General features: G+C 38.0%; 17 protein-coding genes, 1 tRNA gene and 2 pseudogenes. 13 read left to right on the top strand and 7 right to left on the bottom strand.

The genetic code is table 11. The features are described 5' to 3' along the window. Positions 1-772, bottom strand: a pseudogene (locus tag H6F45_RS18860) (sodium:calcium exchanger); the annotation flags it as partial. A 305-nt stretch (positions 773-1,077) separates the two neighbouring features. Here H6F45_RS18860 and H6F45_RS18855 point away from each other — a divergent pair. Together H6F45_RS18855 and H6F45_RS18850 are read left to right on the top strand one after the other, a co-directional pair. After that, positions 1,078-1,257, top strand: a pseudogene (locus tag H6F45_RS18855) (type II toxin-antitoxin system HicA family toxin); the annotation flags it as partial. Continuing rightward, positions 1,244-1,567, top strand: a complete 324-nt coding sequence (locus H6F45_RS18850; RefSeq protein ID WP_199301855.1) for a type II toxin-antitoxin system HicB family antitoxin — start codon at positions 1,244-1,246, stop codon at positions 1,565-1,567. The pseudogene H6F45_RS18855 and the gene H6F45_RS18850, both read left to right, overlap by 14 nt. Positions 1,568-1,887: 320 nt before the next feature. On the opposite strand, the gene H6F45_RS18845 is transcribed toward H6F45_RS18850, so the two are convergent. From H6F45_RS18845 to H6F45_RS18835, 3 genes are all read right to left on the bottom strand, one after another. Then, complete coding sequence (locus H6F45_RS18845; protein ID WP_096572444.1) at positions 1,888-2,328, bottom strand: hypothetical protein; 441 nt, start codon at positions 2,326-2,328, stop codon at positions 1,888-1,890. Positions 2,329-2,640: 312 nt separating this feature from the next. Continuing rightward, the gene (locus tag H6F45_RS18840; protein ID WP_096572443.1) at positions 2,641-3,066 is read right to left on the bottom strand and encodes an anti-sigma regulatory factor; all 426 of its coding nucleotides are present in this window, start codon (positions 3,064-3,066) and stop codon (positions 2,641-2,643) included. Between the two features lie 3 nt (positions 3,067-3,069). Continuing rightward, positions 3,070-4,743: a SpoIIE family protein phosphatase gene (locus H6F45_RS18835; RefSeq protein ID WP_190348069.1), complete on the bottom strand. Its 1,674-nt coding sequence runs from the start codon at positions 4,741-4,743 to the stop codon at positions 3,070-3,072. A gap of 397 nt (positions 4,744-5,140) precedes the next feature. Between H6F45_RS18835 and H6F45_RS18830 the strand changes: the two genes are divergently transcribed. Further along, positions 5,141-5,905, top strand: coding sequence for a WecB/TagA/CpsF family glycosyltransferase (locus H6F45_RS18830; protein ID WP_190348068.1), 765 nt, complete (start codon positions 5,141-5,143; stop codon positions 5,903-5,905). A 305-nt stretch (positions 5,906-6,210) separates the two neighbouring features. Here the strand turns inward: H6F45_RS18830 and H6F45_RS18825 are convergent, their stop codons facing one another. After that, positions 6,211-6,972 (bottom strand): armadillo-type fold-containing protein, encoded by a 762-nt coding sequence (locus H6F45_RS18825; protein WP_137669248.1) that lies wholly within the window; start codon positions 6,970-6,972, stop codon positions 6,211-6,213. Positions 6,973-7,237: 265 nt separating this feature from the next. Here H6F45_RS18825 and H6F45_RS18820 point away from each other — a divergent pair, with 265 nt between their 5' ends. Then, positions 7,238-8,134, top strand: coding sequence for an alpha/beta hydrolase (locus H6F45_RS18820; protein WP_190348067.1), 897 nt, complete (start codon positions 7,238-7,240; stop codon positions 8,132-8,134). A gap of 150 nt (positions 8,135-8,284) precedes the next feature. Here H6F45_RS18820 and H6F45_RS18815 read toward each other — a convergent pair whose 3' ends face one another. Further along, positions 8,285-8,818 carry a DUF4330 domain-containing protein gene (locus H6F45_RS18815; protein WP_096572438.1) on the bottom strand — a complete coding sequence of 178 codons (534 nt, stop codon included), beginning with the start codon at positions 8,816-8,818 and terminating at the stop codon, positions 8,285-8,287. Between the two features lie 279 nt (positions 8,819-9,097). Here H6F45_RS18815 and H6F45_RS18810 point away from each other — a divergent pair, with 279 nt between their 5' ends. Then, positions 9,098-9,937 carry a M48 family metallopeptidase gene (locus tag H6F45_RS18810; RefSeq protein WP_096572437.1) on the top strand — a complete coding sequence of 280 codons (840 nt, stop codon included), beginning with the start codon at positions 9,098-9,100 and terminating at the stop codon, positions 9,935-9,937. A 152-nt stretch (positions 9,938-10,089) separates the two neighbouring features. Here the strand turns inward: H6F45_RS18810 and H6F45_RS18805 are convergent, their stop codons facing one another. Continuing rightward, complete coding sequence (locus H6F45_RS18805) at positions 10,090-10,854, bottom strand: metallophosphoesterase family protein (protein ID WP_096572436.1); 765 nt, start codon at positions 10,852-10,854, stop codon at positions 10,090-10,092. A 319-nt stretch (positions 10,855-11,173) separates the two neighbouring features. Between H6F45_RS18805 and H6F45_RS18800 the strand changes: the two genes are divergently transcribed. The 8 genes from H6F45_RS18800 to glcD all read left to right on the top strand — a co-directional run bounded on the left by H6F45_RS18800 (position 11,174) and on the right by glcD (position 17,371). Next, positions 11,174-11,491 (top strand): hypothetical protein, encoded by a 318-nt coding sequence (locus tag H6F45_RS18800; protein WP_096572435.1) that lies wholly within the window; start codon positions 11,174-11,176, stop codon positions 11,489-11,491. 117 nt (positions 11,492-11,608) lie between these two features. Continuing rightward, positions 11,609-13,336 carry a succinate dehydrogenase/fumarate reductase flavoprotein subunit gene (locus H6F45_RS18795; RefSeq protein ID WP_190348074.1) on the top strand — a complete coding sequence of 576 codons (1,728 nt, stop codon included), beginning with the start codon at positions 11,609-11,611 and terminating at the stop codon, positions 13,334-13,336. A gap of 495 nt (positions 13,337-13,831) precedes the next feature. Then, a complete protein-coding gene (locus H6F45_RS18790; RefSeq protein ID WP_137668706.1) occupies positions 13,832-14,053 on the top strand; it encodes a DUF1902 domain-containing protein in 222 nt (73 codons plus the stop codon). A 44-nt stretch (positions 14,054-14,097) separates the two neighbouring features. Then, complete coding sequence (locus H6F45_RS18785; protein WP_190348066.1) at positions 14,098-14,949, top strand: hypothetical protein; 852 nt, start codon at positions 14,098-14,100, stop codon at positions 14,947-14,949. Then, a tRNA-OTHER gene (locus H6F45_RS18780) sits at positions 14,940-15,036 on the top strand. Before H6F45_RS18785 ends, H6F45_RS18780 begins: the two co-directional genes overlap by 10 nt. Positions 15,037-15,090: 54 nt before the next feature. After that, positions 15,091-15,489 carry a XisH family protein gene (locus H6F45_RS18775; RefSeq protein ID WP_190348073.1) on the top strand — a complete coding sequence of 133 codons (399 nt, stop codon included), beginning with the start codon at positions 15,091-15,093 and terminating at the stop codon, positions 15,487-15,489. Further along, positions 15,477-15,812, top strand: a complete 336-nt coding sequence (locus H6F45_RS18770) for a XisI protein (protein ID WP_137668703.1) — start codon at positions 15,477-15,479, stop codon at positions 15,810-15,812. Before H6F45_RS18775 ends, H6F45_RS18770 begins: the two co-directional genes overlap by 13 nt. 77 nt (positions 15,813-15,889) lie before the next feature. Further along, on the top strand, positions 15,890-17,371 hold the full coding sequence (glcD, locus tag H6F45_RS18765) for a glycolate oxidase subunit GlcD (RefSeq protein WP_137668707.1): 1,482 nt from the start codon (positions 15,890-15,892) through the stop codon (positions 17,369-17,371). The last annotated feature ends 58 nt before the right edge of the window (positions 17,372-17,429 follow it).

The raw sequence follows: 17,429 nt of genomic DNA, 5'->3' as shown, positions 1-17,429 counted from the left end.
TATAGTCACTAATACCAATAGTTCTGACATCAATTTGGTCTTCTCCCTTGATAAAATCACTAACTATATCTTGGTCTTGGGCATAATCAGAATATGAGAAATATTCTAAAACAAATTGATCTTTACCTGAGCCTCCTGTTAGGCTATCAGAACCTGATCCTCCGAATAATTGATCATTTCCACCTAACCCAGAAAGTGTATCATTACCTCCTAATCCTTGAATGACATCATCACCCGATGTTCCCGTAATATTGTCATTACCTGACGTTCCTGGAAAATTCTGCTGCTCTACTAAAACACTTTCCCCATTCACCTCAATAATTGCTGTATCATCCTCACCCTTCAAAACCTCTAAGGTTGCAGCATCCAAACTATTACCCAGTACCAACTCCGCAAAAATCGCCCCTTCATCTCCAGCACTATCCGATGTATTAATTTGAGCATCTACAAAATGCCCAATTTCCTCTAATAAAACTCTACTGATATCTGCTGATATGGCATTAGCAACAAAGGTATTTGATAAATAAATCTTATTCGTGCTACTTGCATAAGCGCCGTTAGCAGTTCCCAGAATGCTACTATCAAGAATCTCAATTTGCGGAAGTTGACTAAAATCACCTGCTTGCCACTGTAAACGCAGAATTTCCGCAAAACTACGGTTGTATTGCGTACCAAAAGCCGTTTCTAAAACCTGCCAGAAAATATTTAAACTAGAAAAGACGCTCAGTTGGTTGTATGTCAGCGTCAGGGCATCGTTGAGTAAAGTAATCATGAAATATAGCTTGTAAAAGTTTTACACATTTTAACAAAGTGTAATTTTTCTAAGCTAGTAGTATATTTTCTGAAAATAGTTATATTTTTTATACTTATCTCAGAGTATGGGCTGACAATAGCTGTTAACCTTTCCCACTGCTCACGCAAACTAAAATTCTTGTCAATATGTACACATATTAATTGATAATAGTATCATAGAGTGATACTATATAAATGGAACTAAACAACAAACACCAAAAAACACTCCAAGACATTTTTGAGAACCCAGTCAGAGCAAACATACCTTGAACTGATGCGGAAAGTTTATTTTTAGCACTGGGAGCAGAAATCACAGAGGGTTCTGGTTCAAGAGTAAGAATTGCTCTCAATGGGGTAAGGTCAGTTTTCCATAGGCCACATCCTGAAAAAGAAACAGACAAAGGTGCTGTTAAATCTATACGACGTTTTCTCTTAGAAGCAGGGTTCAATAATGATGAAATATAAAGGTTATGAAGCAGTAGTAGAATTTGATGATCAAGCGGCAATTTTTCACGGTGAAGTTATTAATATTAGAGATGTAATTACATTTCAAGGCAGTAGTGTAGAGGAATTAAAAAAAGCATTTCAAGATTCAGTAGATGATTATTTAGCATTTTGCAAACAACGCGGTGAAGAACCAGATAAGCCATTTTCAGGTAAATTTGTAGTGAGAATTAATCCTCAATTGCACAAAACAATTGCAATAAAAGCTAGACAGGAAGGTAAAAGCCTTAACTCTTGGATAGAACAGCGATTATCTGAATCTATTGCCTAATTTCCTCTAGAATATAACTGGGGTTTTCACCAAAAATTCCTTTTTTTGAGGCTGAGGAGATCAAAGAGTTTGGGAGCATTTAAGAGGTTGTTTCAAAAGTGTTTTATTGTCATCAATGACACTGATTGATCCCCCCAACCCCCCTTAAAAAGCAGGGCTAAATTCTTTAAAGTCCCCCTTTTCAAGGGGGATTTAGGGGGATATGAAAATATTTGATACATCATGAGAGACTTTTAAAAAATCCTCTAACATCAAAATCCTCGATTTCTTGATAATTCGAGGATGTGTGCCTTTTTTGACTTAATATATATGTAAGTGCATTAACTCTTACTAAAACTTGGTTGTGCTAAAGAACGCAACAACAATCTTCTACCTAACTCAATATCTGATGGCGCACATTGCCAGTCTGGATGTGCTGTCATTAACAAACTTTCTAAAGTTTCTTGGTCAAAAAGATGACAAACAGGAGCATTATTGACTTCTGCTTCTACAGCATAGCAATTAGTAGCAATACAGCGAATTAAACAACGGCTAGAAATTCTGGCTAGATTCAAGATTTCGCCTGGTTGTAAAGAACGAAACTTGCGAATCACCTGCTTAAACTCTTCAATCGAAGAAACTATTAACCCTGGCAGAGCTAATGTTACCTTTTTCTCTCCATTCACCGCAATCCAGTAGTGACGACTAGGATCAATACCTTCTAACCAACGAGATTCATCATCAAGACGATAGCGGGGTGATAGGCAAAATAAAGGTTTCATAAGCAAGGTGATGAATTTAGTATCAACTTCAGGCTCTTTGATTACCCAAACCGGGTTCCTAATTTTGCAAAGCAGCCTTGTATCTTAAATTATTTGATAAATATCACTAATAAATCAAATAAATTTAGCAAAAGTTATTAATTTTCTTCATATTTCTTAATAACTTACCAAAGTTGTCAGCCAAAAGCTGATCATTCGATTTTGGATTTACGTTAGCGAAGCGGACGCAGCGCAGCGAGTATTTTCTCGTCCTGAAGGACAGGGGAGCGTACCAAATTTGTTAATCTAAAATCTAAAATCTAAAATTTCCGGTCAGTTAACCTGTTTGGGTATAGTAGTTTCCAGCTTGAGACAATTAGCACCATTAACCTGCAAACGATACTCTACTTTATCCATGAGACGATTCATAATTAACCACCCATAACCACCTTCTTGTTTTTGACTAGGATGGGGAGGAAAGTAAGTAGATATATCAAAACCTTGACCATAGTCCCAAATTTCGAGCGCCAACTTGCAATCATTGAGTTCCAAACGCAGTAAAATTGGCGAGCCAGGCTGGTCTTTGTGAGCATGACGTACAGCATTAGTGTATGCTTCAACCAATGCTAAACGGAGACGACCTGATTGTTCTGACCAATCTACAGAGTCTCCCAGATGGATTTTCAAGCATCCTAGCAACCAAGTTTCGACAATATTGACAAAAATCAAGTCACTTGGCACATGAAGCTCACTTTTCATTAGTTACAAAACCTCCAGGGAAAGTAGAGTTTGGTCATCTTCTTGCACAGGATTATTTGTTTGAATACGAGTGAGTAAATTTTCAAGAGATAAAGGTTGAAACTGCTCTTGTATAAGTTGCCAAATACCTTCTTGCTTGAGCATAGAAAAGTTATTAGGTGTAGTGCTACTATCAGTTTTTATAGAACCTTTTGAATTTATTGATACTTTAGCTTCTGTAATTCCATCACTAGCTAATAGTAGGGTATCTCCAGGAGAGAGAATTAAGCGCCCTGACTGTGCTTGCCATTGGGGTAAAATACCCAGGGGAACGCTACGGACTTTGAGGTAATGCGGTTGAGTGACTAAAGTTGCTGATTTTGACCACAAGAAAGGATAGATATGACCGGCATTAGCATAGACAAGTTCCTGGGTAGTTCTGTTATAAGATGCAATAACAAGAGTAATAAAATAATTGTTACTGATTAAGTCATCAGCTAGAGCATAGTTGAGATTTTGCATAACAATATGCGGCTCCGCTGGTGATTCTTGAGATAATTCCCGACGCAACAGAGAAATAGCACTGGCCATAAATAAAGCCGCTGGTACACCTTTACCGGAAACATCACCCACAGCCAGCCACAAATCACCTTGAGGATGGACAAAGACTTCAAAAAAATCTCCTCCTACTTCCCGTGCTGGGTGACAGCAAGCTTGTATTTTTACACCATCAATTTTTGGTAAGGTTTGACGGAGCAGATTGTTTTGAATTTGGCGGGCTAATTGCAGTTCAACCCGGATTTGCTGTTGTTTTTCTTGCAGACTTTGGTAGAGTTTAGCTTGGGAGAGGGCTAAAGCTGCTTGTTCTGCCACACCTGTAATTAGTTGGATATCTTCATCTTGCCAAGGTTGTTGACTTCCCCATTGATAAAGAGTCATTACAGCTAGTAAGTGCTGCTGGTAGCTAAAAGGTACAACTAGGTAGTGATAAGGATTTTGATCATAAGTATCTTGAGCTAATTGATATTTTTGGGTGTGGAGAACTTCTGTAATTAAAGGGATAGAGTCTAGAGGTGGGGTGATTTCTAAGGAGTGAGGAGCATGATAGGAAAACTGGTTTTGTGTCAGGCGATCGCCCTCTACTATTCTCAATACACAACTGGTAGCAGCAAATGTTTGTCCAATAGTTACCACAATCTTTTGTAAGCTGCTGTCATAGTCCAAAGATTCTCGAATTGCTGTGGTTACAGCATTAAATAAAGATTCTCTTTTCAGAGCATGGCGGAGTTCTCTTGTACGCTTTTTAACTAAAGTATAAGTATCCCGTCCCTGCTCAACTAATGTCTTGAGTTGTTCAGGTTTCCAAGGTTTAGTGATGTACTTGAACACCTGACCAGAGTTAATTGCATCCACCAAATCTTCAACATCCGTAAAACCAGTCAGTAAAATACGAATTGTGTCGGGAAAACGTTCCACTGTCCGACTGAAAAATTCAGTCCCGTTGATATCTGGCATTCTTTGGTCAGAGATAATTATAGCCATCTCCCCCACCCGATCTAAAATTGCCAAAGCTTCATGGGCATTAATGGCTTTATATACTTTAAAGTCTCGCCAAAAAGTGCGGTAGAGCAAGTCCAGATTGTCTGGCTCATCATCTACCACCATGAGTTTAAGCTTTTTTACCTCTTTCTCAGTCATATCTGACCATATTTTTAGATACTTTTATGGCAGGTAACTCTTCACAATGAACAGGAAAAAACTATTGATTTTTAGTAATTAGCTGTACATGATATCACTTATTAGCAGTTAATAGCCCACGATTCCATAACGCAAAGCCTACTACTCTTCATACCATCCTTGTCTGGTAAAGCTGTTACACAGCTAAATTGTATAATCCTAATATTCTGAACTCTTATTTAACAGGCAAGATGCCTGTTCCACTTATACAAATTAAATGCACAACAGCTTAAACCGATGATTTTTAGGTCAAAGAAGAATGGTGCAAAAAGTAAGCTGATATTTACAATCCGTCTGGGAAAAAATTTGATAAACTAAGCTTCTAAATAATTTAGTGTAAATCTCATAAGAATCTACTATGTATAAATTAGATACAAAATTTTCAGTATTAGGTTTACCAGTTCATCTGATGACAAACTATCCCAACTGGTTGCTAGAATGCCTCCAAGAAGGTAGGGGAACTCATGTAGTCACGCTTAATGCAGAAATGACTATGCAAGCAGAGCGTAATCGCTCCCTAGCAGAAGTAATTCAAAATGCTGATCTGGTGATTCCAGATGGAGCAGGGGTAGTCTTGTATTTGCAGTATTTATTCAGGCAAAAAGTAAAACGTTGTCCAGGAATTGAATTAGCAGAAAAATTGTTACAAGAAATCGCTCAACAAAAAACAGACACCAAAATATTTTTCTATGGAGGAGCTACGGGAGTAGCTGCAAATGCCGCAAAGTTGTGGCAGCAGCAAATTCCAGATTTGAATATAGTAGGGACTCACTCTGGATATCATTCCCCAGAAGAAGAACAAATACTACAGCAGACTTTAACTCAATTGCAACCACAAGTAATATTTGTTGGTTTAGGTGTACCACGTCAAGAGTTATGGATCGCTAAAAACCGCCATTTCTGTCCTCAAGCAATTTGGATCGGGGTTGGTGGTAGTTTTGATATCTGGTCTGGGAGAAAAACTCGCGCTCCCCGTTGGTTGGCAAATAACAATTTAGAATGGTTGTATCGTTTGTATCAAGAGCCTTGGCGTTGGCGACGAATGCTGGCTTTGCCTGAGTTTGTACTCAAAGCCTTTGTTTATCGGTTGACTGCCAGGAGTATCCACAGTGCTGGGTTTTGAATGGGTAATTGGTGATAAGGTGGAAGAATAACTTTCTACCTGTTCCCAATTCCTCATTCCCCATTCCCCATTCCCTGAGAACTAACTAGGGGTTGCTGAATAAACCCAAAATACTCGTAAATCAAAGGTTTGAGGCTGATCAGGAGGAAAGAAAGTGCAAGATTTTTGAAGGGTATACCTTAAAAACTGTGCATTTTGGGTCTGATAAATTAGAAAATCTGGGGATAACAGATAGCTAAAACTATTCCCTATTCCCTATTCCCTATTCCCTGCCTCAACGAAGGGACTTTTTCAGCAAACCCTAACTAATAAACTTCTTGCTTAACAGTTGTAGAGATTTTTTGAGTTATGGGTACAAGAGGTTTGGCAGTGCTGGATATTACCATTTGTAAACCGTCCACGGTTTGCAAACTATTCAACGCTGCTTGGCGAACTACCGTTTCCTCTTCCCTACTCAATAAAATTTGCAAACATTCAATAACATCTTGCTTTACTGAAACATCAACTTGTTTACGAGTGATGAATTTAGTTAGTTGGCGCACAGCAAGCAAGCGTTTTAAAGGATCTGTTTCTGTTAAGTTATTTAACACTTGTTCCAGATGCTCTTCCTCTTGATTTCCGTGAAAGCTGAAGATTTGCCACACCAACAAAATTAAAGTTAGTAATGTCCCAAACCCTTGCAAAATAGCACCAACAGCTATCCAGAGACTTGGAGAATCAACCCAAATGGCAGCGGCCATATAAGTCATAAAAGTAGCAATACCACCACTAGCAACTGCTAAAGCTAACCGACTGTTAGCACTGTTTAAATACCTGCGTATTTCTAACCAACTTATTTGCCAGTTCCATTTAGGTATTGCATAAGCGATGAGCATTACTCCAATGCCAACTGCAAGTGCTAACAGCAACTTCCAGTTCCAAAACAGCATAGCAACGATGATTGTTAAGAAACCAAGAATGCTTCCAGGTTCAGATAAATGTTTTAATCTTCGCGGCTTTGGGCTTCCTGTCTTAATCTCTGGAAGCCGGTTGATTAATTGCCGCCAAGAAGACGAAGCCTTTGTCACAGTTTTTACCTATTTAATATCAGATTTTTTGATTCGGGGACAGAATGTCCACCTTTCAAGAATTATATTTGATTCATGGACGTTCCGCCGACAAATCTAACCTGTGCTTAATCTAACGCTTAATCTCACGATGGTCAGAAGTTATCTTGTTCTGAGTTAGTTAATAATAAACGAGAATGGAAAACTTGTACCCAATCAGTGAGCATTTTAGAGCTATTTAAGTGGTACGAGTAAGATTAGTTACAAACTTCAACAAATAAGACTTATGTTACAACCTCTAGGATTTGAGCAATTCTCTATAAATACCTCATTAGGTAGGATGATATATTATACTGCTAGTTGCTCTCCTTGGCAAGACAAAAGCGAACAATCTGACAGGGAAACTTTGTTGTTTCTGCATGGTTTTGGAGGTGGTTCTTCTGCTTATGAGTGGTCGAAAGTATATCCAGCTTTTGCGGCTGAATATCAAGTTATTGCACCAGATTTAATCGGTTGGGGTCGCTCGGAACATCCGCAACGCAGTTACAAAATTGAGGATTATTTGACAAGCATTCAAGAGTTTATTGAGCAGACTTGTACAAAGCCGGTGATTGTAATAGCCTCTTCTCTGACCGCAGCTTTTATAATTAGAGTGGCGATCGCTCGTCCCGATTTATTTAAGTCTTTAATTCTTGTCAGTCCTGCTGGACTTTCTGACTTTGGCCAAGACTACTCTCGCAGTTTTTTTGCCCAGTTGATCAGTGTACCTGTGGTTGACCGTTTGTTATATAGTACAGGTATTGCTACTGATGCAGGTATTCGCAGCTTTTTGGAGCAACGACAATTTGCCCAGTCAAATCGAGTTTATCAAGAAATTGTAGACGCTTATTTACAATCTGCCCAACAACCAAATGCTGAATATGCAGCTTTATCTTTTGTTCGGGGAGACTTATGTTTTGATTTATCTCTTTACATTCAACAGTTGACAACTCCCACTGCTATTATTTGGGGACAAAAATCACAATTTACAGGTCCTGATATTGGTCGTCGTTTTTCAGAAATGAATCCCCAAAGTATTAGATTTTTTCAACCTTTAGAAAATGTGGGATTAACTCCCCAATTAGAATTACCTGCGGTGACAATTGGATTAATTCGTAAGTTTTTAACTTTGCTAAATGGGTGATTGGTGATTGGTGATTGGGGACTGGGGATTGGGGACTGGGGACTGGTGACTGGTGACTGGTGACTGGTGATTGGGTAATCAATTTTATTTTTCCCAATTACCCATTACCAATTACCCATTACCCATTACCCATTACCCATTACCAAAATATTATTTATCTTGTAAACGAATATCAATGACAGAAGCGTTGAAATTATAGTTAAACCCTTCTAATTCAAAAGGCATACCTATTTTAACTTTACTATTACCTAAAACTGGACCACTATCAGTAACTTGAGCTTTGCCTTCTAATGTCAAAAGAAAATCTGTACTAAAATTGTTTGCCCTTGGATCTGCTAATTCTTTAACTGTACCATCTGGTTGGGGCACAGTGACAGTTCTTGCTAGTTGTTGAATAGATTTAATGCCAATTTGTCCGTAGGGTTGATTACGAATAATTACATTTGTTTTACCGCCTTTGATAAATCCTTGTTTAAATAACTGCTCAGGATTGCGGACATTTAAACCACGCACTACTAAGTCTACTTCAATAGGTACTGTCTTTGTGCCGACTTGAGCAACAGAACCGGATGTTCCAGGAAATATAAAGATGCCGATGATCACTAATAAGATTACCAGCGCAGCACCCAAATCTAGTAAGTTGATTTTGCCGAATAAGCGACCTTTGGAATCTAAAATACGCATAACAAGTTTTTTTGAGGTTGGGGTGAATTAAAACAGAGTTTTCAAGGGAAGTAACAATTGTTCCTACTAGATAATCAATTAATACGGTTGAATAGTGCAGTTATGCGACAGTCTATCATGGCTGGTATAGTTAGGATCAGGCTGGCTGATAGAACAGTTGACAATTTCTGATTTTTAATCATAGCGTAGACTTTAGGGATTGAGTTGAGAATGCAACCTAGTAAGCTGTAAATGCGTCCTTATTTTCAGTTCTCACACAACTCTCTTGTCACGCTGATTATGATTAACTGGAATAAATTTTTGGCAAGTTACCGTGTATGGCGGCGGCGCTGGTTATATCCGTTGATTTCAGTAATTGTTGCTATAAGTCTGTGCTTGAGTACACCCTTGCCCAGCAAAGCCATAGACTTATTACCACTTTTATTCAAAGGTGTACAAGTATTTCAATTATCTAATTTATCTACTCGTCAGGAAGTTGAGCTTGGTAGGCAGATGAATAATGAACTGCGCCAAGAGGTCAGAATTTCCCGGAATCGGCAGCTTAATAGCTATATAGAAGAAGTTGGTAGAAGGTTAGCAGCTAATAGCGATCGCTCTAATATTCCTTATACTTTCCAGGTAGTTGAAGATGATGCGGTAAATGCTTTTGCAACTTTAGGCGGTTTCGTTTATATAAATACAGGATTGATACAAGCTGCGGAAAATGAAGCAGAATTAGCGAGTGTTATTGGCCATGAAATGGGGCATATTGAGGGTAAACACTTGGTTAAGCAGATGCGACAAAGAGCGATCGCTAGTGGTATAGCAACAGCTACTGGCTTAAATCGCAGTCAAGCTGTAGCTATAGGTGTTGATTTAGCTCTCAACCGTCCTCGCAGTCGTCAGGATGAATATGATGCTGACACAAGAGGACTAAGAATTTTAACACAGGCTGGTTATGCTCCCTCTGCGATGGTTTCGTTTATGAAAAAGTTACAGGGAAGAAGTGTTATTCCCACCTTTTTGAGTACACACCCTGGAGCAAGCGATCGCATTAAGTCACTTCAACGCCAAATAGACAGTTTGCCAAGTCATAGCAATGATGGCTTAGATAATGCAGCTTATAAGAAAATCGAGTGAGCCAAAACCACGCCCGATCAAGTATCGGAGCGTGGCGGAGATACTTGATCGTACTATGGCTTCGCCACGCAAGCTATCAGGCGGTGGATGTAGGCGAACGGCTTGCCCATGCGTGGAGCAGTCATGATATATTGTTTTTCAACAGGCAAGTGTCAATAGACTCGTTGCTTATGGCGACGACTGACTTGGATCTGATGTGGTGAAATCCTCGTAACTGCTTTTTCCAAAGGCAAAGTACGAACCTTGTTGTTAAACACATTGGCTTGATAAACTAAGTTGTTGGTAATATCCAATCCGGTTAACCAACCACTACGGGGATGATAAGCACCTGTATCAATATCTAACCAGCCTTCTCCTTGTGCTAATTGACCAGGGGCAACCCCTGGTAAAGTGAAGGTGATGGTATGACCAACAATAATTAACTTATTACTAAAGTATGGTAGTTCCATGCTGTGAAATTCATCACGTATCCAGCAAAGTTCCTGGGAGGTTTGTTCAGAGACAGACTTTCTGGGGTCAACACCTGCATGGGTTAACCAAACATCTCCCAAATCAAGATATGTTGGTAGATTTGCCAACCAATCTAGATGGTCTTGGGGAATTTGTGCTGATTGATAACTGGTAATCGTTGCTTGTCCGCCACTATAAAGCCATGCCTGTATTGTTTGATTAGAGTTAAAATCCTTACTCATTACACTTAAAAGCATCAACTCATGATTACCGAGCAAACAAGGATAGTTATTTTTCTTAACAAAATCTACTACCTGTGCGCTTTGTGGTCCACGATCTATTAAATCCCCCAAAAAATAAACTTGATCTTCTGATGTAGGGGCAAATTCCTTCAGAAGTATCATTAGACCTTGATAGTAACCATGTACATCACCAATAATGATTCTGCGTGGCCTGGTTTCACTCATTTGTTCTAGTTGGGAATCAATAAATTGACTGATATAGTTTTACTACAGTTTTATTTGTGGTATTTTCATCTGTAGGGTTGACTGATATCTGATTAATTATACAGAAATTCTTAACAAGAAATTTTAACAAAGCTCGGAACTATGACTAGATAGCCATCACAGACCATTCTACAGGTGTGTAAGTTTTGTATTGCACAAGAGAAAAAACCACTAAATTGTTAAGTGATATTACAAACTTTGGAAAAATATTGAGAAATCGTCCGTCAGCCAAACATGGTTCTAAGGTAGAACCTATAGGATAGACTTGAGGCAAATAATGATGAATAAGAATAATATTCAAAACTATCGCTTTGTCTGCACCTTGACATTTGGCGATATATACGGTCAAATCATTGCTTGGTTAATTACAATTACCATTAGTTTGGCATCAGCTTTAGCATTGATGGGCGCTAGAAGACCAGTCTATGCTTTAGCTACGGTAGGACTTGTGATTGTTCTCACTTTGCCTTTCTTGCTGTTTGCTTTTGTTACCACGTTGTTAAATCATATCGAATTGGCTGCCGTAGAACCAGGAACAAAAACTGAACCTATACCTGGTAATATTTCTCAACAACAGCCTGTTCAAGCTACCAGTTAATATTGGTGACTGGTGACTGGTGACTGGTGATTGGGAATAAACTAAGAATTGATAATGAAGAATAGTATCCCTGTTTATGGACAGGGTATTTTTTTGGAATTAAGGATTGAAAATAAAATGTTAGAACATGATGTAATTATTGTTGGTGGTGGTTTAGCGGGATGTCGAGCGGCGTTAGAAATTGCTAGAACTGATCCCAGTTTAAAAGTTGCCGTCGTTGCTAAAACCCATCCTATTCGTTCCCACTCAGTGGCTGCCCAAGGGGGGATGGCAGCATCTCTAAAAAATGTTGATCCTGAAGATAGTTGGGAAGCACACGCTTTTGATACGGTTAAAGGTTCTGATTATTTGGCGGATCAAGACGCTGTAGCTATTCTAACACAAGAAGCGTCAGATGTGGTGATTGATCTAGAACATTTAGGAGTTTTATTTTCCCGTTTACCGGATGGTAGAATTGCTCAAAGGGCGTTTGGTGGACATTCCCATAACCGCACCTGTTACGCTGCTGATAAAACCGGTCATGCAATTTTACATGAATTAGTCAATAACTTACGCCATCATGGTGTGCAAATTTACCAAGAATGGTATGTAATGCACCTGATATTAGAAGATGGACAGGCTAAGGGTTTGGTGATGTTTCACTTGGTAGATGGACATATTGAAGTAGTGCGGGCTAAAGCCGTGATGTTTGCAACGGGGGGATATGGTCGTGTTTATAACACTACTTCTAATGATTATGCTTCCACTGGTGATGGTTTGGCAATGACAGCTTTGGCTGGTTTACCGTTGGAAGATATGGAATTTGTGCAATTTCACCCAACAGGGTTGTATCCGGTAGGGGTATTAATTTCCGAAGCAGTACGGGGTGAAGGTGCTTATTTAATTAATGCTGAAGGCGATCGCTTTATGGCGAATTATGCCCCAAGTAGAATGGAACTTGCACCCCGTGATATTACATCCAGGGCGATCGCCTACGAAATTCGCGCAGGAAGAGGTATTAATACTGACGGTAGTGCCGACGGTCCCTTTGTTTACTTGGATCTGCGACACATGGGTAAAGAAAAAATCATGAGTCGTGTACCCTTCTGCTGGGAAGAAGCACACCGTTTAGTTGGTGTAGATGCAGTCACCCAACCCATGCCAGTACGTCCTACTATTCATTATTGCATGGGTGGTATACCAGTGAACACAGATGGACAAGTGCGCCGCAGTGCAGATGAGTTGGTAGAAGGTTTTTTTGCGGCTGGGGAAACCGCTTGTGTATCTGTGCATGGCGCGAACCGTTTAGGTAGTAACTCGCTGCTAGAATGTGTAGTTTATGGCAGACGTACTGGGGACAGTATAGCTAGATATGTGCAAAACCGCAAATTACCAGCAATAAATGAACAACATTATATAACAAAAGCAAAACAAGAAATTCAAAGTTTATTAGATCAAAAAGGAAAATATCGCATAAATCAAATTCGCCAAGAATTTCAAGATACAATGACTCAATTTTGTGGAGTATTTAGAACCTCTGAATTAATGAGTGAAGGGTTGGAGAAAATAGGAGCAATACAACAGAAATATACAGATATTTATTTAGATGATAAAGGCAGTTGTTGGAATACGGAATTAGTAGAAGCGTTGGAATTAAAAAGTTTAATGGTAGTAGGAAATACGATTTTACAATCTGCATTTAATCGTCAAGAAAGTAGAGGAGCGCATTTTCGGGAAGATTTTCCAAATCGGGATGATGAGAAGTTTTTGAAGCATACAATGGCATATTATTCACCTGCGGGTATTGATATTCAATATATGCCGGTGGTGGTGAATATGTTTGAGCCAAAAGAGAGGAAGTATTAAGTTTATTTAGAGGAATTTTCTCACGCAAAGACGCAAAGGCGCAAAGGAAGAGAAGAAGGTAAAAATTCTTCTTTCTCTGCGTTCTCTGCGTCTGGAGCGGTTCGTTTAAAAAAAGAGGTTCTTCAGTACCTAGTATGCCAAACTATTAATTAAACATCAAAAATGTGTTTAAAAATAAAGGCAAAAAGCCATATCCCATGACAAATACCTAAAATGTTAATAAATAATGCCCGTATTTATTATATCATAAGGGTTTTATGGTTTTTGTGAACGCAATCTAGCATAATATGTAATGAAGACCCAAAAAAGATAGGATTGAACCACGAAGGAGCGAAGGACAAGAAGGAAGAGAGGAGGAAGGAAGAAGGAAGAGAGGAAAAAGCAAGAAAAAAGTAATGTTATTTTGTTAATAACATAGAAAATGAAGTATAATATATATTCTATCTTGATTGATAATTCATTCTTTTTTATGTTCAGTCTAGAGATTGTGGAATTATGACACAAATCACTTATCAAGTAGAAGCATTCTGGGATGCAGAAACAGAAGTTTGGGTTGCAACTAGCGAAGATGTACCAGGTTTGGTTACAGAAGCTTCGACAATTGAAGTTTTAACAGAAAAATTGCGAGTTATGATTCCAGAATTATTGGTGTTGAATAATATTGTACCTGCTGATTATTTAGGTTATATTTCATTTATTGAACTTGTTGGAACATAATAAACAGAATCGGTTTCATCTAAATTATAGGATAGATATTTAAAATGCGTAGTAAAGAACTTGTGGTATTACATCAAAAAATTTCAGAACTAAATACACATTATTCACATTTTATTTTTATTTCTGAACAATTCATTATTGATAACAAGTCGAAAATAGAATATAATCCAGATAAATATACAAGTGATTTATTTCTAACAAACAAGTTTGCCGATCAGTTTAATTCACGGATGACAGAAATTATAGATGAGAGTGAAAAAACTAGAAATTTTATTCTACGCAGTTTATTTGTTTTAAGTTATTCTCAGTTTGAAATTTATTTGAGAGATGTTTATTCTTTTGCAAAAACTTATATTACAAGTCTACCTGAATTATTTCCTAATAAAATATTAGACCAAGTCGAGAAAAATATTAAAATAATAGATACCGATGGATTGTTAGAAATAGAGTTTAAGACATTAGAATATATATCTTTGAGACGTAATAGCATTGTTCACAGAGATGAAAAACGTGCATATCAAAAAGAGATTGCAGACTGTATAAAAGAAAATGGCAAAGACTTAAACAAATTTTGGTTAGGAGAAAATAATCTTCAAGTCAAGGTACTAGACTTTACAAAAAAACAAGTTTATCACTTTGAATCTATGGAATTAATTGATATTTTAAATATTATTCGCAGGTTATCAGAAAAAATTGATCATCTGATAATTACCAAGATTGGTGTAGATAACCTCTATAAATATCTGATTAAGGAATTTGAAGATCAGTATAAGCCTATTCAATCATGGGAAAATAAAGACAGAGAAAAACTTATAAAAAAGTTTCAACACTTTGCAAGAATTACATTCGGTGCTATACTGAGTTATGATGAAGTAAATAACTTATTGGGGAAGTAGCTCAATGGTAGAGCCCCCTCTTGAAAAGGGTTCTTACGAGAACCTTTTCCAAGGGGACGGTTGTGGGTTCAACTCCCATCTTCCCCATAAAATGTAGGTAGCTAGTTTATATTTGGTGTTACCCGTGTCTGCAAAAGATATATTCACGAAGCAGTAAAAACCGCTTTACAAAAAGAGCAGTGGTTAATTACAGATGATCCACTAAAATTCAAATTTGGCAGCGTCAAATTTAAAATTGACTTAGGTGCTGAAAAATTAATTGCTGCTGAAAGAGAAAATGAGAAAATCGCAGTAGAAACCAAAAGTTTTATCAATCCTTCCGCTATTACCGATTTTTATGCTGCTTTGGGTCAGTTTCTCAGTTATCGTCTGGCTTTAGAAGCTATTGAAGCAGATTGTATACTATATATGGCAGTTCCATTTGAAGTTTATCAGACATTTTTTCAACTTGAGTTTACACAAATAGCTCTCAAAAGGTATCAAGTTTTATTAGTGGTATATGAACCAGAGAATGAGGTGATTGTAAAATGGATAAAATAACCAAATATCGAGAATACATTAAAACCCTACTCACAAATTACGCCAAAGACGATATTTCCACTAACGAAGTAGATGTACAACTGATCTTTGACACAGAAAACGACCATTATCAATGGATGAACGTGGGATGGGAAAATTTAAACCGCGTGTATATAACTATCATCCACCTAGATATTAAAAACGGCAAAATTTGGCTACAACAAAATTTAACAGAAGAAAATCCCGCCGCAGACTTAGTAAAAATGGGCGTTCCCAAAGAAGATATTGTACTAGGTTTACATCCTCCTTATAAACGTCCCTATACAGATTATGGAGTAGCCTAAAAATCTCTCTTCCTCTCTGCGACTCTGCGCCTTTGCGTGAGAAAATAAAAACATCTACCACCCATAAAAAAACCATGATGCAAACCCAAGAAAAATCCCAAAATCAACAACAAATCAACTGGAAACCCATCATCAAAAAATTCATTGCTGTACTGGGAGAAAAAGGAGTAGTGCAACGCAAAGAAGAACTATTAACCTACGAATGTGATGGTTTAACCAGCTATCGTCAACGTCCCGCAGTAGCAGTTTTACCCCGCACTACTGAACAAGTAGCAGAAATTGTCAAAATATGCAATCAATATTCTGTTCCTTTCATCGCTAGAGGTTCGGGAACAGGTTTATCAGGTGGTGCTTTACCCGTTGAAGATTCGGTTTTAATTGTCACTTCTTTAATGCGGCAAATTCTCAAAATTGATTTAGAAAATCAGCGTGTAGTTGTGCAACCAGGAATTATTAATAGTTGGGTGACACAAGCTGTTAGTGGTGCTGGTTTTTATTTTGCACCAGACCCTTCTAGTCAAATTATCTGCTCAATTGGTGGTAATATTGCGGAAAATTCGGGGGGTGTACATTGTTTAAAGTATGGTGTCACAACTAATCATGTTTTAGGTTTAAAAATCGTCCTTCCTGATGGTTCAATTGTTGATGTCGGTGGACAAATTCCTGAAATGCCAGGTTATGATTTAACAGGTGTTTTTGTAGGTTCAGAAGGAACTTTAGGAATTGCCACAGAAATAACTTTAAAAATCCTCAAAAGTGCCGAATCAATTTGTGTTTTATTAGCAGATTTTACCAGTGTGGAAGCTGCGGCTGCAAGTGTTTCTGATATTATCAGTGCGGGGATTATTCCTGGTGGTATGGAAATGATGGATAATATTAGTATTAACGCTGTGGAAGATGTTGTTGCTACTAATTGTTATCCCCGTGATGCGACAGCAATTTTATTAGTAGAAATTGATGGTTTAGAAGTAGAAGTTGCTGAGAATAAAAAAAGAGTGGCTGATATTTGTTTACAAAATGGAGCGAGAAATATCACTTCTGCATCTGACCCAGAAACGAGGTTAAAATTGTGGAAAGGCAGAAAAGCAGCTTTTGCAGCAGCAGGTCATATTAGCCCAGATTATTATGTACAGGATGGGGTAATTCCTCGGACACAATTACCTTATGTTTTGAATGAAATTGAGGCTTTAAGTAAAAAACATGGTTATAGAATTGCCAATGTTTTTCATGCGGGTGATGGTAATTTACATCCTTTGATTTTGTTTGATAATTCTATTCCTGGGGAATTGGAAAAAGTGGAAGAAGTGGGGGGAGAAATTCTCAAATTATGTGTTAAAGTTGGTGGTAGTATTTCTGGTGAACATGGCATTGGTGCTGATAAAAAATGTTATATGCCAGATATGTTTAGTGATACAGATTTAGAAACTATGCAATGGGTAAGGCAAGTTTTTAATCCTCAAGGTTTGGCTAATCCTGGTAAAATGTTTCCTACACCCCGCACCTGTGGAGAAGCTGCAAAAGCATCACCTCAAAAGTTTGCTAATGTAGAAAGGTTTTAATTTGATGATACATTAGTCATTAGACCTGTCCGACAATCAATGTAGAGACTATAGAACG

Origin of the sequence: Sphaerospermopsis sp. FACHB-1194 (genome assembly GCF_014696235.1) — a bacterium.
Lineage (GTDB): Bacteria > Cyanobacteriota > Cyanobacteriia > Cyanobacteriales > Nostocaceae > Sphaerospermopsis > Sphaerospermopsis kisseleviana.
This window is presented reverse-complemented; position numbering and strand designations above follow the sequence as displayed.